This window comes from Synergistaceae bacterium (genome assembly GCA_017443945.1).
Taxonomy (GTDB): domain Bacteria; phylum Synergistota; class Synergistia; order Synergistales; family Aminobacteriaceae; genus JAFUXM01.
Genome location: JAFSXS010000105.1, coordinates 1 through 17,820, shown reverse-complemented (window position 1 = coordinate 17,820; position 17,820 = coordinate 1). Strand labels below are relative to the sequence as shown.

Annotated in this window: 17 protein-coding genes; 8 read left to right on the top strand and 9 right to left on the bottom strand. The window is 41.6% G+C overall.

Annotated features, from left to right (window positions below; genetic code table 11):
- Both IJT21_10745 and IJT21_10740 read left to right on the top strand, forming a co-directional pair.
- Nucleotides 1-1,296 (top strand): bifunctional folylpolyglutamate synthase/dihydrofolate synthase, encoded by a 1,296-nt coding sequence (locus tag IJT21_10745; protein MBQ7578727.1) that lies wholly within the window; start codon nucleotides 1-3, stop codon nucleotides 1,294-1,296.
- 80 nt (nucleotides 1,297-1,376) lie between these two features.
- Nucleotides 1,377-2,219: a hypothetical protein gene (locus IJT21_10740; GenBank protein ID MBQ7578726.1), complete on the top strand. Its 843-nt coding sequence runs from the start codon at nucleotides 1,377-1,379 to the stop codon at nucleotides 2,217-2,219.
- Here IJT21_10740 and IJT21_10735 read toward each other — a convergent pair.
- Genes IJT21_10735 through ribA form a run of 4 tightly spaced genes read right to left on the bottom strand, consistent with a single transcriptional unit; the run spans nucleotide 2,201 to nucleotide 6,335 of the window.
- Nucleotides 2,201-3,907 carry a WecB/TagA/CpsF family glycosyltransferase gene (locus tag IJT21_10735; protein ID MBQ7578725.1) on the bottom strand — a complete coding sequence of 569 codons (1,707 nt, stop codon included), beginning with the start codon at nucleotides 3,905-3,907 and terminating at the stop codon, nucleotides 2,201-2,203. The genes IJT21_10740 and IJT21_10735 overlap by 19 nt on opposite strands.
- Nucleotides 3,879-5,159 carry a serine--tRNA ligase gene (gene serS, locus IJT21_10730; GenBank protein ID MBQ7578724.1) on the bottom strand — a complete coding sequence of 427 codons (1,281 nt, stop codon included), beginning with the start codon at nucleotides 5,157-5,159 and terminating at the stop codon, nucleotides 3,879-3,881. The genes IJT21_10735 and serS overlap by 29 nt, the downstream gene beginning before the upstream one ends.
- The gene (locus IJT21_10725; GenBank protein ID MBQ7578723.1) at nucleotides 5,152-5,652 is read right to left on the bottom strand and encodes a 6,7-dimethyl-8-ribityllumazine synthase; all 501 of its coding nucleotides are present in this window, start codon (nucleotides 5,650-5,652) and stop codon (nucleotides 5,152-5,154) included. Before IJT21_10725 ends, serS begins: the two co-directional genes overlap by 8 nt.
- Nucleotides 5,653-5,660: 8 nt before the next feature.
- The gene (gene ribA / locus IJT21_10720; protein MBQ7578722.1) at nucleotides 5,661-6,335 is read right to left on the bottom strand and encodes a GTP cyclohydrolase II; all 675 of its coding nucleotides are present in this window, start codon (nucleotides 6,333-6,335) and stop codon (nucleotides 5,661-5,663) included.
- A gap of 508 nt (nucleotides 6,336-6,843) precedes the next feature.
- Here ribA and ribD point away from each other — a divergent pair.
- From ribD to IJT21_10690, 6 genes are all read left to right on the top strand, one after another.
- Nucleotides 6,844-7,938 (top strand): bifunctional diaminohydroxyphosphoribosylaminopyrimidine deaminase/5-amino-6-(5-phosphoribosylamino)uracil reductase RibD, encoded by a 1,095-nt coding sequence (gene ribD / locus IJT21_10715; GenBank protein MBQ7578721.1) that lies wholly within the window; start codon nucleotides 6,844-6,846, stop codon nucleotides 7,936-7,938.
- On the top strand, nucleotides 7,920-8,558 hold the full coding sequence (locus IJT21_10710) for a riboflavin synthase (GenBank protein ID MBQ7578720.1): 639 nt from the start codon (nucleotides 7,920-7,922) through the stop codon (nucleotides 8,556-8,558). The genes ribD and IJT21_10710 overlap by 19 nt, the downstream gene beginning before the upstream one ends.
- Nucleotides 8,559-8,573: 15 nt before the next feature.
- Nucleotides 8,574-9,623, top strand: a complete 1,050-nt coding sequence (locus tag IJT21_10705) for an acyltransferase family protein (GenBank protein ID MBQ7578719.1) — start codon at nucleotides 8,574-8,576, stop codon at nucleotides 9,621-9,623.
- A 103-nt stretch (nucleotides 9,624-9,726) separates the two neighbouring features.
- On the top strand, nucleotides 9,727-10,113 hold the full coding sequence (locus tag IJT21_10700; GenBank protein MBQ7578718.1) for a zinc ribbon domain-containing protein: 387 nt from the start codon (nucleotides 9,727-9,729) through the stop codon (nucleotides 10,111-10,113).
- Nucleotides 10,114-10,127: 14 nt separating this feature from the next.
- Nucleotides 10,128-10,304 carry a hypothetical protein gene (locus IJT21_10695; GenBank protein MBQ7578717.1) on the top strand — a complete coding sequence of 59 codons (177 nt, stop codon included), beginning with the start codon at nucleotides 10,128-10,130 and terminating at the stop codon, nucleotides 10,302-10,304.
- Between the two features lie 140 nt (nucleotides 10,305-10,444).
- On the top strand, nucleotides 10,445-11,431 hold the full coding sequence (locus IJT21_10690; GenBank protein ID MBQ7578716.1) for an LD-carboxypeptidase: 987 nt from the start codon (nucleotides 10,445-10,447) through the stop codon (nucleotides 11,429-11,431).
- A gap of 22 nt (nucleotides 11,432-11,453) precedes the next feature.
- On the opposite strand, the gene IJT21_10685 is transcribed toward IJT21_10690, so the two are convergent.
- From IJT21_10685 to IJT21_10665, 5 genes are all read right to left on the bottom strand, one after another.
- The gene (locus IJT21_10685; GenBank protein ID MBQ7578715.1) at nucleotides 11,454-12,815 is read right to left on the bottom strand and encodes a ComEC/Rec2 family competence protein; all 1,362 of its coding nucleotides are present in this window, start codon (nucleotides 12,813-12,815) and stop codon (nucleotides 11,454-11,456) included.
- A gap of 30 nt (nucleotides 12,816-12,845) precedes the next feature.
- Entirely contained in the window at nucleotides 12,846-13,553 is a 708-nt protein-coding gene (locus IJT21_10680; protein MBQ7578714.1) for a helix-hairpin-helix domain-containing protein, read from the bottom strand.
- Nucleotides 13,554-13,611: 58 nt separating this feature from the next.
- Nucleotides 13,612-15,093 carry an aldehyde dehydrogenase family protein gene (locus IJT21_10675; GenBank protein MBQ7578713.1) on the bottom strand — a complete coding sequence of 494 codons (1,482 nt, stop codon included), beginning with the start codon at nucleotides 15,091-15,093 and terminating at the stop codon, nucleotides 13,612-13,614.
- A gap of 25 nt (nucleotides 15,094-15,118) precedes the next feature.
- Nucleotides 15,119-16,957, bottom strand: a complete 1,839-nt coding sequence (locus tag IJT21_10670) for a thiamine pyrophosphate-binding protein (protein ID MBQ7578712.1) — start codon at nucleotides 16,955-16,957, stop codon at nucleotides 15,119-15,121.
- 117 nt (nucleotides 16,958-17,074) lie between these two features.
- On the bottom strand, nucleotides 17,075-17,566 hold the full coding sequence (locus tag IJT21_10665; GenBank protein MBQ7578711.1) for a hypothetical protein: 492 nt from the start codon (nucleotides 17,564-17,566) through the stop codon (nucleotides 17,075-17,077).
- Nucleotides 17,567-17,820 lie beyond the last annotated feature (254 nt).

The window sequence follows — 17,820 nt, the reverse complement described above, 5'->3', positions numbered from 1 at the left end:
ATGAAAGATTTTGACACGTTCGAGAAAATTTTATACGACCATTCGACAAATAAAATAATTCCCGGCCTTGAAAGAATTTCCCGACTGCTTGAGAGACTCGGCAACCCGCAAAACACTTTCAGGGCCATTCACATTGTAGGCACTAACGGCAAAGGCTCAACAGGTGCATTTATCTCGTCAATCTTAAATGAGTCAGGCTATAAAACTTGTTTCTATTCGAGTCCGCATTTAGAGAGTCCAAGCGAGCGACTATTAATCAACGGTCATGCATTAACTGCGCAAGAATGGATTAATGCCGCAAATATAGTCGTGAAAGAAATTCGCGAAAATGAAGACTTGCCCTCATACTTTGAGATTCTGACGGCCTGTGCGTTTGTCTTAGCTCGCGAAAATAATATTCAGGCAGGAGTCATTGAAGCAGGACTCGGAGGCAAACTCGACGCTACTAATTTACTTGCTGATACTGCATGTTCTGTTATTGCGTCAATCTCAATGGATCACATGGAGTATTTAGGCCCTACACTTGAGAGCATAGCCAGTGAAAAATTTGCAGTCGTGAAAGCTGATACACCCGCGATTTTTTCCGGACTTGATTCGAGTTTGATACCACTTTTTAAAACTTTCTGCCGCGAAAATAAAGCCCTGCCCTTTGTCGTTAGTGAGTGCGTGGAACTCGATAATATTCGCATTACTCCAGACGGCAACAAATTCGATTTTGACTCGCCCTTGTTAAATCTTAAAGACGTTCATACAAGTTTAATCGGCAAATATCAAGTTCTCAATGCGTCATTAGCACTGTCAGCAATTGCAAATATCCGCGAAAAATTTCCGTTAATCACGAACAAAGCAATCTATAACGGTATGCAAAAAGCGTCTTGGCCGGGAAGACTCGAAATAATCTCCCGCGAGCCTTTAATAATTCTTGACGGAGGGCATAACTACGACGGCGTAAAAAATTTATGTGAGAGCGTCAAATCTCTATGGCCTGACAAAAAAATTGCTGTTGTTTATGCTGCAATGAGAGATAAAGATTTCACCGGCTGTCTTGAGTTAATCAGCAAAAATTTAGAGCCTTCAATATATTTTACGACTGTCCCGGAAATGAAACGCGCTGCAACTCCAGAAGAATTATTTAATGCCGCAAAAAATTTCAAGTGGGCAAATGTCCCAGAATGCTTTGACTTGCCGTTAAATGCAGTGAAGCAGGCTGTAAATAATCATGATTTGATTCTTGTCTGCGGGAGTCTTTATTTAATCGGCCATATCAGACCAGAAATAAAAAATTTCCTGTTATAGCAATAAATTATAAATATTTCGCGCAAACCTGTTATACTAATTCATAAATAAAAATTTTAACTGGAGCTGAAAATTTTATAATGGCCATTGATGAACTCGACCCGACAACTGCAAGACTCGTATCTGAACTCGCGACTCAAATGCTGCCTTCACTGACAAAGGCGTTAAACTCCGCTGTACCCGCCGACCAATTCGCAAACGCACTCGAACGCACTAACAGAATGTCTCAAGAGTTACGTTCGCACATTGAGAAATCTATACGTTCAAGCATAGAAGACAGCAGAGCCGGCCGAAGTATGTTAATGCAGTCAATGGCTTCAATGCTCGAAGAATTTACGAATCTTAAACGCTTAATAGAAAAATTGCCCGATAAATTAACAGGAATCTCAACAGGTCTCGAAAATGTAATAAAATCTGCCGCAGAAAATCATGACTCAAGCAATAATATTCACGAAAATAATAATATCCTGCAGGAACTATCAAATATTCAAGAAATGTTAAGCGAATTAGTAAAGGGCCTGCAGACCTTCAGCGAAAAATATTCACGTGAAAATCAGCCGGCACAGCAAAAAATTAATCCTCCTGACAATAAATCGCAAATAATTAACGAGCCTGATCCTAGACTCGATAAATTGATAAATAATTCATTTCCGGGACTTGAAGGACTCATTAAGGCAAACGGCAGGACTCACAGCAAAGAACTTGAAGAATTATCGCGCGAAATTTCAGCATCACAGGAACAAAATAATATCGCACTCGTTCATGAAATAAGAGAGGCAGTAAATGAAGAACTTGCAAATTTTTCCGGCACTCACTCAAGCCAGACAAAGCAGCCAAGCTCATTAACTACTAAAATTTTGGCCGCAATGTCCGGAACCTGCATAATTTTCATGGGAATAATAATTTATCTGCTTCTGCGGTAAAAACCGAATTTTGTCGCAAAGACTCTCATCATAAACGTTACTAATCTCAAATTTTTGCGCCACCTGCTAGGCTCTTGCAATTGACGATAAAGCCATTCAAATCCGATTTTCTGCACCCACTTGGGAGCGCGTATCAAGTGTCCTGAGAAAACGTCAAAAGCTCCGCCGACTCCTACAGCTAATAACGATCCGAGTCTTTCGCGATGTAAAGCTATCCATTTTTCTTGTCTCGGCTGACCCATTGCAGCAAGTAAAATTTTTGCACCGCTTGACCTTATTTCGTCGGGGATTGATGTATCTCTGATGTCAAAATATCCGTCATGAGTCCCAGCTACAATTAAACCGGGAAAACGACCCTGCAAGACCTGCGCGCAAATTTCTGCTGTGTCCCCTGCTGCACCCGCAAAATAAACCGGCCATTTTTCAACACTCGCTAATCTGCACAACTGTTCGGCAAAATCTATTCCCGCGACTCTTTCCTGCACGGGATCTCCTAAAATTTTCATGCCAAGACACAAGCCCGACCCATCAGCAAGAATCATCGCAGAATCTTTCACGATCTCGAAAAATTCAGGGTCATCAATAGTTGTCTCCATTCCGAGAGCATTTAACGTAACTACAAGGCTTGCGCGTTCATCGGGGGGATTCAGAATCAACCCGCGAGCTTTTGACACCGCATAATTCATCGAGACATTATCAAACGTTATTCCCCATAATGACGGTCTGCCCTGAGACTGCTTCTTTCTCGAACGCCTGAAGATAAATAAAATTATTACGACTACAAGAATTATTAACCATTTATTCCACACAGCAGAAATGCTCGTTAACGCACATAAGCCCGCTAAATATTGCACTGCTTCGGGGTGTTCTGTTCCGCCGTCTAACATTTTGCGGTAGATTTTCCCGACTCCATGCTGGTTATTTTCTTCTGTGTCGCTCAATAAATCACGGGCAAAATTTATCACGATCTCTATAACTGGAATCGCAAATAATCCCAGCGATAAAAATAAAACTGTGCTTAAGACTATACCTTTTGTGCTGCCGATTATGGCCGTTCCTGCGATAATTATTCCCCACATTGACGCTAAAGCCTTCCCAGCCTGCCTGTACATGTTCCCGAACCGGCTCCAGAAAGCTGCAAGAAGCATAAATCCCGCAAATGACATGAAAAACGCTCCCGAACCCATCACAAAACATGCAGCTAACATCATCACAAATGAAACCGCTAAGACATGACCGACAAGCCCGGAAATTTCGTCCAAATATCTAAATATAAACGGGAAAAAGCTAAACCACAGAGTCCCAGCTATAAACGAAAACGCCGGAGTCAAATAAATATATTCATTGTCGGGGAATCTTATAAAGTGAACGCCCGGCCCAAAGTATGCACACAACGCGCCTATAATCGGATAAAGCAACTGCCAGCGCGCATCGTTGTAAATTACTTCTGCAATTCCGGCAACATTCGCAAGCATAGCACCGCAAATTATGACTCTATCCTCAAACGAGCCAAACCACGACGCTAAAATCAACCACGCACCGCAAAGCAGGATATCTCGCAAATAACCATACTGGCGCGGGGGTAAAGCACGTTTTATATAGTACTGAACCCCTACGCAGATTATTGCAATTGATATACAGCCCGAAATTATTAATGCACTATCGGGAAGTGATTCTAGTAAGCCCATCCATGTACGGCACGAGCGCTTCAGGAATATTTATACTCCCGTCCTCGTTCTGATAATTCTCGATTATTGCAATCAGAGTGCGCCCTACTGCAATCCCCGAACCGTTAAGTGTGTGCGCAAATCTTATTTTCCCGCCGTCAGCAGGTCTGTAACGCAAATTCATTCGCCGGGCTTGAAAATCTTCACAGTTTGAACACGAACTAATTTCGCGGTATTTATTTTGTGAAGGCAGCCAGACTTCTAAATCATACGTCTTGCAAGATCCAAAGCCTATATCACCGGAACACAAATTTACGACTCTATACGGCAGATTCAAAAGCTCTAACACTTCACCGGCATTAGCTGTCAATTTTTCGAGCTCGTCATAACTTGTTTCGGGCGTACAGATTTTCACCATTTCTACTTTGTCAAACTGGTGCTGCCTCATTAAGCCTCTGACATCACGTCCCGCGCTCCCTGCCTCGCGTCTAAAACACGGAGTATAAGCAGTATAATACAAGGGTAAATCTTTCTCATCTAATATGCTTTCACGATTCAAATTTGTTAGCGGCACTTCAGCAGTAGGAATCAGCCATAAATCATCATTCTGCAATTTATAGAGATCTTCTGCAAATTTCGGCAATTGTCCAGTACCCTCAAGAATCGCAGATCTTACCATGAAAGGCGGCTCAACTTCTAAATAACCGTGCTTCTTCGTGTGAAGGTCTAACATGAAATTAATTAGCGCGCGTTCCATTCTTGCGCCGAGTCCCTGCAAAACTGTAAAACGACTCTGTGCGAGCATGACTCCCCGTTCAAAATCCATTATTCCGAGAGGTTCAGCAATGTCCCAGTGCGGTTTTGGCTCGAAATCAAATTTTTTCGGCTCTCCCCATTTGCGTACGACGGGATTATCATTTTCATCATTGCCGATCGGAGTTGTTGCGCTTAATTTGTTCGGAAGAGTCATTAAATGATTGTGAAGTTCTGACTCAATTTCTGCAAGCTCTGAGTCAAGAGACTTTATTTTATCGCCCATTGACTTAATTTCAGCTTTTAAGGCGTTTACGTCGAGATCGGGATTATTTTTTGCGCTGCCGATTTTGCGTGATCCTTCATTGCGCTTGGCCTTGAGGTCTTCTGTCTCACCGATAATTTTGCGCCGTCTTTCGTCGAGTCCTGCGAGAATGTTCAAATCGAAATCATGTTTGCGATTCTTGAGGCACTCCGCGTACTCGTCCATGTTTGCAAGAATATATTTGATGTCAAGCATTATAAATTTTTTCTCCTTCGTTGTTGTTGCGTCTGATATTCTTTAACAAATTAGCCATCTCTATAGCAGTAACCGCACACTCTGAGCCTTTGTTGCCCGATTTGCTGCCTGCACGTAATAAAGCCTGATCAAGTGTATCACATGTGAGAACACCGAAAATAACCGGGACTCGATGATTAAGCCCGACGCTTGCTAAACCTTTTGATGATTCTGCTGCTACATAATCAAAATGGGGAGTATCTCCGCGAATAACTGCACCCAATGCGATAATTGCATCATATTTGCCGGTTAGTGCTAATTCCTGCGCGATTAATGGCAGCTCCCACGCACCAGGAACCCAGAAAATTTCGATTGAATTTCCTGATACATCATGACGCATTAACGAATCTTTTGCACCGTCAATTAAACGCGATGTGATTAACTCATTGAAACGTGAAGCAACTATTGCAACCGATAAGCCAGTACCGAGCAGCTTTCCTTCTGTAACCTTCATAAAAATTTTTACCTCCTGAAAATATGTCCCATTCGAGACTCTTTTGTCTGTAAATATTTCTCGTTGTATTCATTAGCGGCGATTAAGATCGGGACTCGTTCTGTTATTTCTATGCCGTATTGTTCGAGACCTGAAATTTTGCCGGGGTTATTTGTCATGAGTCTTATACGCTTGAGTCCTAAATCTTGTAAAATCTGCGCACCCGTTCCGTATTCGCGCATGTCAGGCGGAAAACCTAACGCAACATTTGCATCAACTGTGTCAAGTCCTTCATCCTGTAATTTGTAGGCACGTAATTTATTTAATAGGCCGATTCCTCTTCCTTCTTGACGCATATAAAGGAGGACTCCGCGTTTTTCTCCTGCGATCATTGACAGTGCCTTATGCAATTGGGGCCCGCAGTCGCATCTAAGAGAGCCTAATACATCACCGGTGAAGCACTCACTATGAACGCGTGTTAAAACAGGTTCAGGAGTCAAAATATCTCCCATGACTAACGCTAAATGAGTGTGTGAGTCGTCGTCCTGAGTTATGCTTCTGTATGCATGAACATCAAAGACTCCCCATTCAGTTGGAATCTTGACAGATAATTTTTTCTCTACCCGTTTAAATTCGGGACGCTTTATAATAATTTCATGTTCGTGATTATGACAATTCAAAAAATTTTCATCTCGCTTTACTATTGCAGGATAATATTAGCATAACATATCGCGATAAAGAAATTTATTTTTTCTTCTGTTGTTGTGCAAATAAAAGTGAAAAATTTATCTCGCTGCAAAAAATTTTTTCTTCGTAAATATTTATTATCACGTGAACGAGCCAACATTTTTGTAGTTGCAAATGTAGTTGTAAAATTATTCTGTATTAATCGTATGGGAAAAATTATTAATTAATTATATCACTCATTCGAAAACGTTTTATAATAGTTCATTGATTCTCGCCGTCCCCCGAAATAATGACGTGATTTTGTCTCGCATAAAGACAACAATTTTTTTTGCAAATGTTCAAGGCACTTAATCCAGCTGCAATGTAAATAATTTATCGCGCTTATATAATTTGTTCTGCCCGCCCACCCTGATATAAGGGGTAGCTCCTACATGCAAAAATTTCTACAGATATTCAGATATAATATCAATAAAAATTTTCATACACTCAAAGAAGGAGGCAATTATTATAGCAAACGGTTATTACATGCGGCGTGCATTATATCTCGCTAAAAAAGGTCTTCGCAGAACGTCGCCAAATCCTATGGTCGGCTGCGTCATCGTCAAGAATGATAGAATAATCGGTGAAGGCTGGCACCACGAATGCGGACAACCTCACGCGGAAATAGAAGCACTCAACGACGCAAAGAATCACAATGAAGACGTACGCGGCTCTACAGTTTTTGTAACGTTAGAACCCTGTTCGCATTTCGGAAAGACTCCCCCGTGCGCACAAAGACTCGTCAGTGAAGGGGTTGCGCGAGTAATTTATGCGATGACGGATCCAAATCCCAAAGTCAACGGTCAAGGGCTGCAAATTTTACGTGAGGCAGGAATCGAAGTCAAGCAAACGACTCAAGGCTTTATGGAGCAGGCAAAATTTTTGAATCGCGGCTTTGTATTCGTTCATAAACATAATCGGCCGTTCATCACGTTAAAAGCTGCAATGAGTCTCGACGGAAAAATGACTCTCGCGAATAACTCAAGCAAATGGATAACAGGCATTGAATCACGCACACAGGCTCACAAATTACGCAGTCAAAATGATGCTGTCTTAGTCGGAGTTAATACCATTCTGCACGATGACCCGCAATTAACTGTCAGACATGTTGAAGGCCTTGACCCGTTGAGAATAATTCTTGACTCGCAATTGAGAACGCCTTTAAACGCTAAAGCAATCGCAAATGATAATAAATGTTTGATTCTTACGAGTGAGACTGCTGACGAGAAAAAATTTACCGCCCTACAGAACGCAGGAGCAAGAGTCGCACGCATAAAAACTGTCAATAATCACATTGACATAAAATCTGCGCTTGATTATCTCGTAACACAAAATATTTTGACTCTCATGATAGAGGGCGGGCCGGAGGTGTTAAGCTCGTTTTTGCGTGAAAAATTTGCAGATTACGTTAATTTGTTCATTGCTCCTAAAATTTTCGGCGAGGGGCGCGGCTTTGGCATGAATCTAAATTTTGAATCAGTAAGTGAGGCATTTAATGTCGATATTCCCAAGTCAAAGATAAAACGCTTGGGCGATGATATTTTTATAGAGGGCTGGCTGTCATGTTCACAGGACTTATAGAAGAAGTAGCGGCAGTAAAAATTTTTCGCAGGACGGGCACATTTTATACGCTGACAATAGAATCGCAAATTTCACAAGATTTAAAAATTGGTCAGTCTGTATCAGTAAGCGGGGCATGTCTTACAGTTACAAGAAATGACTCGAAAACTTTTGACGTTCAAATGATGCAGGAAACTTTTAACCGCACATGGTTCTGGAAAAATTTGCGTCCGGGGAGACTCGTAAATCTCGAACGCGCGATGAAATTAACTGACAGATTAGACGGTCATTTTGTGTTAGGGCATGTAGACGGGGTCGCAGAAGTTAAAGAAATTCGCGGTACTGACACGAAAGAAGCGGTATTTATTCCCGACGATAAAAATTTATTGCGTGGGATTGTCGAAAAAGGTTCAGTATGCATTGACGGTGTGAGTCTCACTGTAATAAATGCTGGCGAGTCAAGTTTTTCTGTAGGGTTGATTCCTGAGACTCTGAAAGCTACGACACTTGGCCGTCTCAAAGCAGGGAGCTTTATAAATCTAGAGACTGACATTTTAGGGAAATATATAGACCGCTTGACAACTTTTGACTCAGGAAATAATAAATCAGGCGATTACTTAACGTCATTATTAGCATTATAAAAGGAGTAAACGGACATGAAATCACGACGCATAGAATTAATTGACGCAGCGAAGGCAATAACAATTTTTCTTGTCATACTCGGCCACACAGCAGGAAATTTTGACAGGCCATTATATAGACTTGTGTTATACTCGTTTCACATGCCGTTATTTTTCTTTCTCGCAGGAATGTCAATAAAGATAAAGCCATTAACGAGCCTTAAAGAATGGAAAAATTTTATCAGGAAAAATATTTTTGCTCTCGTAGTGCCGTATTTAATATGGGGGTTAATTTATGCGCCGTTTTCGTTCAAGAATATAGCCGGTTTGCTTTACGGTTCATATATTGAGATAACAAGAATCGGGAGTCTTACGTCATTATGGTATTTGACGTGCTTATTTTCTGCAAGAATAATCGTTCAGGCGTTAATTTCTATTCTGGGCATAATGGGCGTAAAAAGTTTTGAAAAATGGTGCGTTGTTCTTGCTGTAATATTATTTGCTGTAGGGTTGAATATTCCTGCTCGTGAAGGCGGTTATTTATGGAATGTTGAAGTAGCATTTACGGCGGGAGGATTTATTTTGCTGGGAATGGCATTAAGGCTGCCGGTTTTGATTCTAGCTCAACAGAAAAATTTTGTGCTTGCATTGACGTTTTGTGCGAGTCTGATTTTATTTTACGCCGGGACGATTGCGCGCGCTGATAGTTTAGATTTATGCATAATGGCAAATTCTATGTACGGAAATATTTTCTGGTTCTTCTATAATAGTACATTCGGCAGCGTATTAATTTTAGCAATTTCTATGATTATCGCCCGCTTTGCTCATGAGTCCCCGCACCCTTTCAGCTTGAATTTCATGACGTATTATATAGGTCAGCACACTTTAGGAATTTATTTATTGCATAAAAATTTTTTATGGGAAATAGCGATGCCATTTGCGAAAAATTTAATGCCCGGTTATCCTGAATTAGTGCCTGCTTTAGTCGGAAGTGTTATAGCGTTTGTGTTTGCTGCTGTTATGTGCTTGATAATTGAGCGTTTTGTGCCGCAACTTTTAGGGCAATTTCCGAAATATGAGAATTAAATATTTTTATTGCTGTAAAGACTCGTGAATCTACTGATTGACTAATATCCCCTCTCCCCTTCTGTATAAATCACGCAAATAATTATAGAAAAGGGGTCATAAGATGTTAATCAAGTGTCCGGAATGTAACACAGAAGTCAGCGACAGTGCTTTAAAGTGTCCTAAATGCGGGAAAGTTTTACGCAAGCCGAAACGGTCTGTAATGGGAAAAATTTTTTTGTGGCTGTTCTACGGATTTAACGTGTTAATGCTTCTATGGCTGGTAGGCGGAATGAATGCAGCTAGCGAGGCAGAACGTGCAGGAGCTCAAATAGGAACTGGAATCGGTGTAGCATTTATTATATTTATTTGGGCAGTCGGAGACATAATTACGGGTCTATTAGCTCTTATGACACGTCAACGGAAAATTAAATTTTTTACGAGTGCCGGCGTTTTTGCGCTGGTACTTTTTTATGCCTGTTATGTTGATATAGTAAATACACTTGAATAGCAGTAAACTTTTGCATGTTCGCGCTATATATTTATGCTGAGGCCAACGGGAGCAGTCATTTACGCACAATCGGCACCGGTTGTAAAAAAATTTTTGCATTTGTTTTCACTATAAAAGCGATTATATACGTTAAGGGCGGTTACAGCAGTGCTAGAATCTTGAGTCGGCTCAATTATAAATATGACAGCTAATCACCCGGAAATTTTTGTAGTCATCGTTGATGTTATAGCATTAGCACTCTCATTTATTGCGCAAAGATTTATTATAATTTCCCAAATATGAGAATTAACGATAAAATTTTATGAGCATTATATAAGGGAGTCTTAGATTCATGAAAAAATTTTTGTGCACGTTAATTATATTATTATTTGCTGGAACTCTTGAGGCCTCGAACGCGTTGAAGCCCGGTGATTGTATTGGAGTTCTTGCGCCCGCCACTTGTGCGAATCTGGAAGATTTTGCAGACTCTATAAAATTGCTTGAGTCTCACGGTTATAGAGTCAAGCTCGCACCTTCTGCAACGTCTCAATATGAAATTTTTGCGGGAACTGACAGAAAACGCGCGGAAGATATAAATAATTTCTTTGCTGACGATGAAATAAAAGCGATTGTATGCGTTAAGGGCGGTTACGGGAGTGCTAGAATCTTGGGTCGGCTCAATTATAAGATGATAGCCAAGCACCCGAAAATTTTTGTAGGATTCAGCGACATAACAGCATTGCACGCCGTATTTAATGAAAAATGTAATATGTCCACTTTTCACGGGCCTATGCTTGTATCATTTACTAATCCGAATTTAGACTCTAAATATACGCGTGAAAATTTCTTTGCAGGACTCACAAGAACAACCCCGATCGGAGAAATTCCCATGCCTGAAGGTGTAAAGCTCGAAACACTTGCGGCCGGTCAAGCTGAAGGAAAAATTATCGGCGGAAATCTGACTATAATTGCATCGCTTATCGGGACTCCTTACGAGATTAACGGCAAAGGCGCATTATTATTTATTGAGGAAGTCGGCGAGAAACCCTACAGAATCGACAGAATGATGAATCAATTATGGCAGAACGGCCTATTAAAACGCGTGAACGGCATTATATTAGGAGAGTTCAAAAATTGCGGTAACCCGGAAGATTCAGATTTTACGGTCGAACAAATTTTCAAGCACTACGCTTTATTGTCGCATAAACCAGTGATTAAAAACGTTCCTGCAGGACATGGAAATTATAATTTTTTCCTGCCTCTGGGAGTTCACGCAATCATGAACGCAAACAAAGACGGGAGCGCGAGTCTTGTAATAGATTCTCCGGCGCTGAAATAAACGCCACTCCCCTTTTTTTACATTATAAGAACATCATAAACGCCGCAAAACTTCCCACAAGCATAACCGCAAATATTCTCGCAACCGCAAAATCAAAGTATCTGCAAATAAAATATAAAAACGTCCCCGAACCCAGCCACGCAATAAAAATATTATATTCAACTACGTACGGAATAAGACCCGCAATGTAATCCGCGCAAAATTCCCAGAGCTTGAATATTCCTTCAACCGCAAATAACGATAACGGAACATGAACCGCACGCAATATTTCAAACACTGACGCAATCGAGAACGCAAACGCAAAATATAACGGCGCAAATAAATTCAGCACAAGTCCAACTAACGGCACTCCCCCGAAAGTGTAAGCAACTTGCGGAAAAGTTACCAGAGCAGCAACAGGACTTATTAGCAGCCACATAAATTTTTTACGCCCAATCGCACAAATTACAAGCGCACTCAAGACAGATAATCTATAGCCAATATCCCAGAAATATAACGGCGAATACAATAATAAAATTACTCCCGCAAGACTCACACTATTAACTGCACTAACAGGACGGCCAAGCAGCAAAGCTATTAATCCTGTCTGAATCATCAAGCCCGCACGCATCGCACTCGGAGCAGCCCCAGTTAAAAATATGTACAGCCACATAAATAATGACAACAGTAAAATATTTTTCCCTAACAAGAAACTCAAGCACAAAATAAACATTCCAACGTGAAAGCCTGAGACCGCTAATAAATGACTCGTGCCCCATTTCCTATGAGCTTTGCTTAATGAGTCAACCCTTTCACCCAGCCAAGCAGCTTTTAAATATTTTCCGGTCAAGTCAGTTGCATAAATCCCAAGTGAACGCGAAATTTTTTGACGCATAAGGGCAAGACTGAATTTTTGCGGCAGTTCTTCAACGTCATACATATTCACCCAGCCTGTTACATCACGCGCTCCCCAGTAACGAGCCTCGTTAAAGCCTTTATCACGTGAAATTTTCAGCGGTCTGACAGCTCCGTTAAATTTTATTCTGTCGCCAGGCAAATATATTGCAAATGGGAGTCCCGTTATAAATCGGCCATGATTGTCAATATTTATTACTGCTATGTAAGTTCGTCCCCACGTGCGAATCGATTCAACTGTTCCCGAAGCATTATTTATTACGCGCGATTCAATTTGAGGCGGGAAAATTCCAGAATATAACCTAATCGAACAAATAAGCGCAATAACAAGCCCGCAAAAAAATATTTTCCATTGTCCGGGTAATTCATTCTCGTACGATAAAAACATGACTCCCGAAAAAATTAACGGCACTGCGACAATAAATGCTGCTCCGCCGATTTTGTCATAAAGCGCAAGACCTGACACCAACGCTGCTAAAATTGCTAACATTGGGGCGCGTCGTAAAATTTCCATATTTTATCAGCGAATCAAAATTTGTTCTCTCATTTTCTTGAGCTTGGCCGGGCCGATTCCCTTTACTTGTATTAAATCATCAGGTTTAGTAAATCTCCCGTGAGCTTGCCTGTATTCGATTATTCGTTTTGCCAGAGCTGGGCCGATACCGTTTAATTTTTGCAATTCTTCTGCTGAGGCCTTATTTACGTCGACGAGATTTTTATTTGAGTTATTGTTATTATTTGCAGGTTTGCTGACGAGCGGTATTGCGATTAAGTTATTATTTGCTTGGACTCCCGGAATATTGACCAATTGCGGCGGTGTTGGTTTTGCTGCTCCTTTTTGCTCGACGTGAATGTGAGTCCCGTCCATTAATTTTTTTGCGAGATTTATAGAGGCTTTGTCGGCCTTTGTGCTGAAACCCCCGGCGGCTTCGATTGCTTGAAAGATTCGCGAATCTGCTGAAAGTTTGTAGACTCCCGGTTTATTAACTGCTCCAGTAACGTAAATGAACAAGTCAGATTTTTGCGGCACTGTTGAAATTTTTTCTGCTATAACAGGAACGGAGTCAGAGACAGGAACAGAAATTTTTTCAGGCTGAACGGGCAATTTATTAGCGTTAGAGTCAGAGTCAGACGGAATCAAGAACATAGCGAGCATACCCACAATTAGAAAAATTATTACGCCTGCACCTGTAATTATTGCTTTGCGAGAGTCAAATTTTTCGTTCATGATGACATAACATTAAAGCAGACCCGGATTTTACTCCGAGTCCGCAAAAATAATTTATTTATTCTTCGTCCATTCCGTCCTCGTAAAATTCTCCGAATAAAGCCTGTAACGACGGCATATCCTCAAGAATCGGACGAGCTACCCACGTTGTATTCATGTAGTGCTTTAACGTAATATTTTCGCTGACGATATTTCCTCCCCAAGTCCCGCAGCCCATTGAGTTAGTTGGGGGCATTCCGTTTGTTGCGCTTCCTGCGTTGCCTCTGTTATTTGGCTGGCGAATCATGCAGCGTGAAACAGGTGCGCACATTCCTAAGCGGTGAATATGATCATCATCGAACGAGTAAAGCCCGCAAGAGTGTCCCTTACCGCCGGCCTTGTCAAAAATTTCCTGCATGATGTCAAGTGCTGTCTGAAATTCTCCGCCATACTTGAAGAGAGTTAAAAGCGTAGTTAATTTTTCCGTCGAGAAGAAATGTTCTTTGCCGACACACTTTTTAATGTCATCAGCGTTATTAATCGTGAAGCCCTCTTTCTGTCCGTTGTTGGGAACTGCAATAAATTTGCGGTCTGCAGGAATTGTGAAACCTGCTTTTTCCGCGAGTGCCTGTGCAGAAATTGCAACAGTGTCCGGGAGCCTGTGTCCTGTCTCGTCCCACATTACGCGCTTAATTTTCTCTGCTTCTTCCCACGTTGGAATATACGCGCCTTCTTTGATTAAGCCCTCGACAAAATTATCATAGACTGACTCATGAACGATTAAATTTCCGTCGCATGAACAGCCCGAACCGAAGTCAGAACATTTTGAGATTCTCGTATTCATTGCTGCTTCGTACGCACGTTCTTTAGTGTTCGCTGTGTTGTCAACGATAACTGTAGAATTTCCTGCGCCCGAACCATAAGCCGGAACTCCTGACGAATAAGCAGATCTCACCATCGGACGGCCTCCTGTAGCGATTACCATATCGACCATCTTCATTAATTCCTGAGTCAATGAAATGCTAGGCTCCTCGATTGCTTGAATAATATCAGCTGGTGCGCCTTCACGCTCAAGAACTCCGCGAATAATATTTACTGTCTTGCAGGTAACTTTTTTAGCTCTGGGGTGTGGCGAGCAAATAAGAACGTCGCGCGCTTTTACTGCGTAGATTGCCTGACCTGCCGGCGTAACACATGGATTTGTTGTCGGAACAAGAGTCGCGATAACTCCTACTGGCTTTGCATATTTTACTAGACCTTTTTCGGGGTTGCTCTCGATAATTCCTACACTTTTTTGACGCAAGCAGTCACGTAAAATTAATTTGAGCTTGTTGCGTTTGTTGCGCTTTGTTACTTTATCGCCGAGTCTGGTCTCGTCAACTGCTTCATCACAGATAGGCCCCCATACTTTGAGCGGGTAGAGTGCTGCACAAATTGCCCGGCAAAGGTGGTCGACTCGTTCTTGATCATAAGTTGCGATAACTGCTGCTGCTGCCTTGGCCTTCTTGACCATTTCTTCAAGCATTGCTATTTCTTCGGGTGTTACTTCATGATGTGCCATTATATAAAAATTTCTCCCTTCTAAATTATTTCGTAATGTGAGATTTTGCGTGACTTGGCGGAATATATTTTCCGTTTTCGTCTTTCTTCACGAGCTTGCCGTTTTTCACTAATTCATTAGGCGTGTAAATATCGTTGATGTTCCAGCACCCTGGGGTCGGGACTGCGATATTTTCCATTATGGCCTCAACTAAAAACGGTCTGCCTGCTTTATTTGCTTCAACTGCTTTTGCGAGTGCGGGTGCGAGTTCTGCTGCTGAATTAACGCGTATTGATTCGACTCCGTAACCTTTTGCGACCTCTGCCCAATTAGGCGAATAAACTTCACCGTCGGGAGTCTGGAATGTTGTTCCGAATTTAGTATGATAGTTTGCGTTTTCGAGTCCTGCGATAGTTCCGAACGCGCAATTATTCATAACAAGCCATGTGCACGCGATTCCCTGTTCGACTGCTGTAGCCATGCAAGTTGGATTAACGCCGAATCCTCCGTCGCCGATTAATGCAAGACAAATTTTATCAGGAGCTGCAATTTTTCCGCCGAGAACTGCCGACGCTCCGAATCCCATTGTAGCGAGTCCTGACGAGTGATGAACAGTTCCGGGAATCGTAATATCATATTGTTGTGCGACTCCGTTTTTGTTCCAGCCTACGTCCGTGAAAATTAAAGCGTCTTCGGGTAATGCAGCCTTTAAATCTTTCAAGATTCTCTGCGGGGTCATCGGGAATCTGTCATCGTTTGAGATTGCGACGTTTGACTCTTTAAATTCTGCTTTGGCCTTTGCGATTTTCTCTCGTAAACCTTCGCGCTTGATTCCGTTCGGACAAATTTTCTTTGCTTCGTCTAATATTTGTGCGAGTGCTAATTTGAGATCTGCGACTGCTCCTATTTCGACGGGGTAATTTCTGCCGATTTCTGACGGGTCAATGTCGATCTGCAAAAATTTTGTTACTGACGGATCAAACGTAACGCCCTGATACCAGCTTGAAGAGTCAGCCTCTGCAAAACGAGTCCCTAATGCAAGAATCACATCTGCATTTAACGTGAACTCATGAGTATGAGCGAGTCCCCAAAATCCTGTCTGACCAATCATTAACGGGTGCAAATCACTGACACAGCCATGACCCATTAGAGTGCGTGAAATCGGAATATCAAGAAATTCTGCGAGTGCTGCAAGTTCGTTAGATGCCTGAGCGAGTAATATTCCTCCGCCTGCATGAATAACTGGACTCTTTGCTTCGATTAATTTTTTCGCGATTGCCTTTGCTGCTGCGGGATCAAGTGCGGGCTTCATTGTTACATGGCTGTCATTATAAGTGCGTGCAAATAAATCTTCCTCAATTTCGCGCGACCAAATGTCCATAGGCATATCAATTAAAACGGGACCGGGGCGGCCTGATTCAGCGAGTCTAAATGCTTTATCGAGAATATCAGGCAATGACTCAGGATCGTCGATTCTCCAGCAGCGTTTGCAGACGGGCTCAAGCATTCTATATTGAGTCGCGTCTCCGTGCATATTTACTTCCTGATGGGGGTGCTTGCCGTAATAATAGCTTGGTACATCACCGGCAAAAATTACCATAGGAATTGAATCAAACGCGGCATTTGCTACACCGGTTAGAACATTTGTAATTCCGGGCCCTAAGTGGCACATTACAACAGAAGCCTTGTGAGTTACTCGCGCATAACCGTCGGCAGCAGTGGACGCAACAGCCTCATGACGATTCGAGATGTATTTAATTTTTTTGCTGCGTGAGAGAGCGTCAAGCATTCCGATAACTGTATGACCGCAAAGACCGAAAATATATTGCACTCCCCTGCGTTCGAGGTAATCGGCTATAAGCTCTGATACTAATTTTTTGCTCATACGGGTAAAGTCCTCCTTAATAAATATAATTTGTTCACGAAATTTTGAAATGTGAATAAAATATAACTCAAAAAATTTTTTAGTCAACGAGTTAAATACTTACTGTGAGAGAAAAATTTATAAGCTAACGGAAATTTTTATATATTGCAAAATAGCTGCGTCTAATTCTTCCTGTTCTTTGTCTTCTTGGGGAGTATTCTTAATTGCTATATAATAATCGCCCGGTTCAGCAGAAATTTTATATGGTGCTTTCTTGCCGCCTATTGATAAAAGTTTCTGAGGCTTAGTCCCTATAATTGCAAAAACGCCCATGACTCTTTTGCCGCTGACTGTAAAATTTTCTGAAGTCTTTACGGTTATAGCTGCTTTATCTGCAACGTGTCCGCCCTCTTTAAATAATTGCGCCATTATAGCCGGGTAATCGTCTTGAGTCTCGATTCTAAAAGTTTCAGGCATGGGAATATTTTTACTTCCGTTAATTATTGTCTCTTGGCCGTCTATAATAACAGTAAGATTGCCGGAAAAAGTAATTTCTGATTCATCAGCAGCACAAGCCGTAACGCACGATAAAATAATTAGCATCAACGCAGAAAAAATTTTTTGACTCATACGCATAAATAAAACCTGCTTCCCGATTGAAAATTTTATATATTATAACGCAATATAAACCCGTGAAAGTTTGCCGATAATATACAGAGTCAAAAGCTAAAATCTTATCGTTTGCTCACATTGTACGCAGAAAAAATAAAAAAGTTTACCGCCATTTTTGCTGCTAATATGCAGGGCTTTATTTGACGCATTGAATCGATTCTGCCCACCCGCCCGCCCAAATTTACTGATTCTCCGCACGTGCAAAAGTTTTT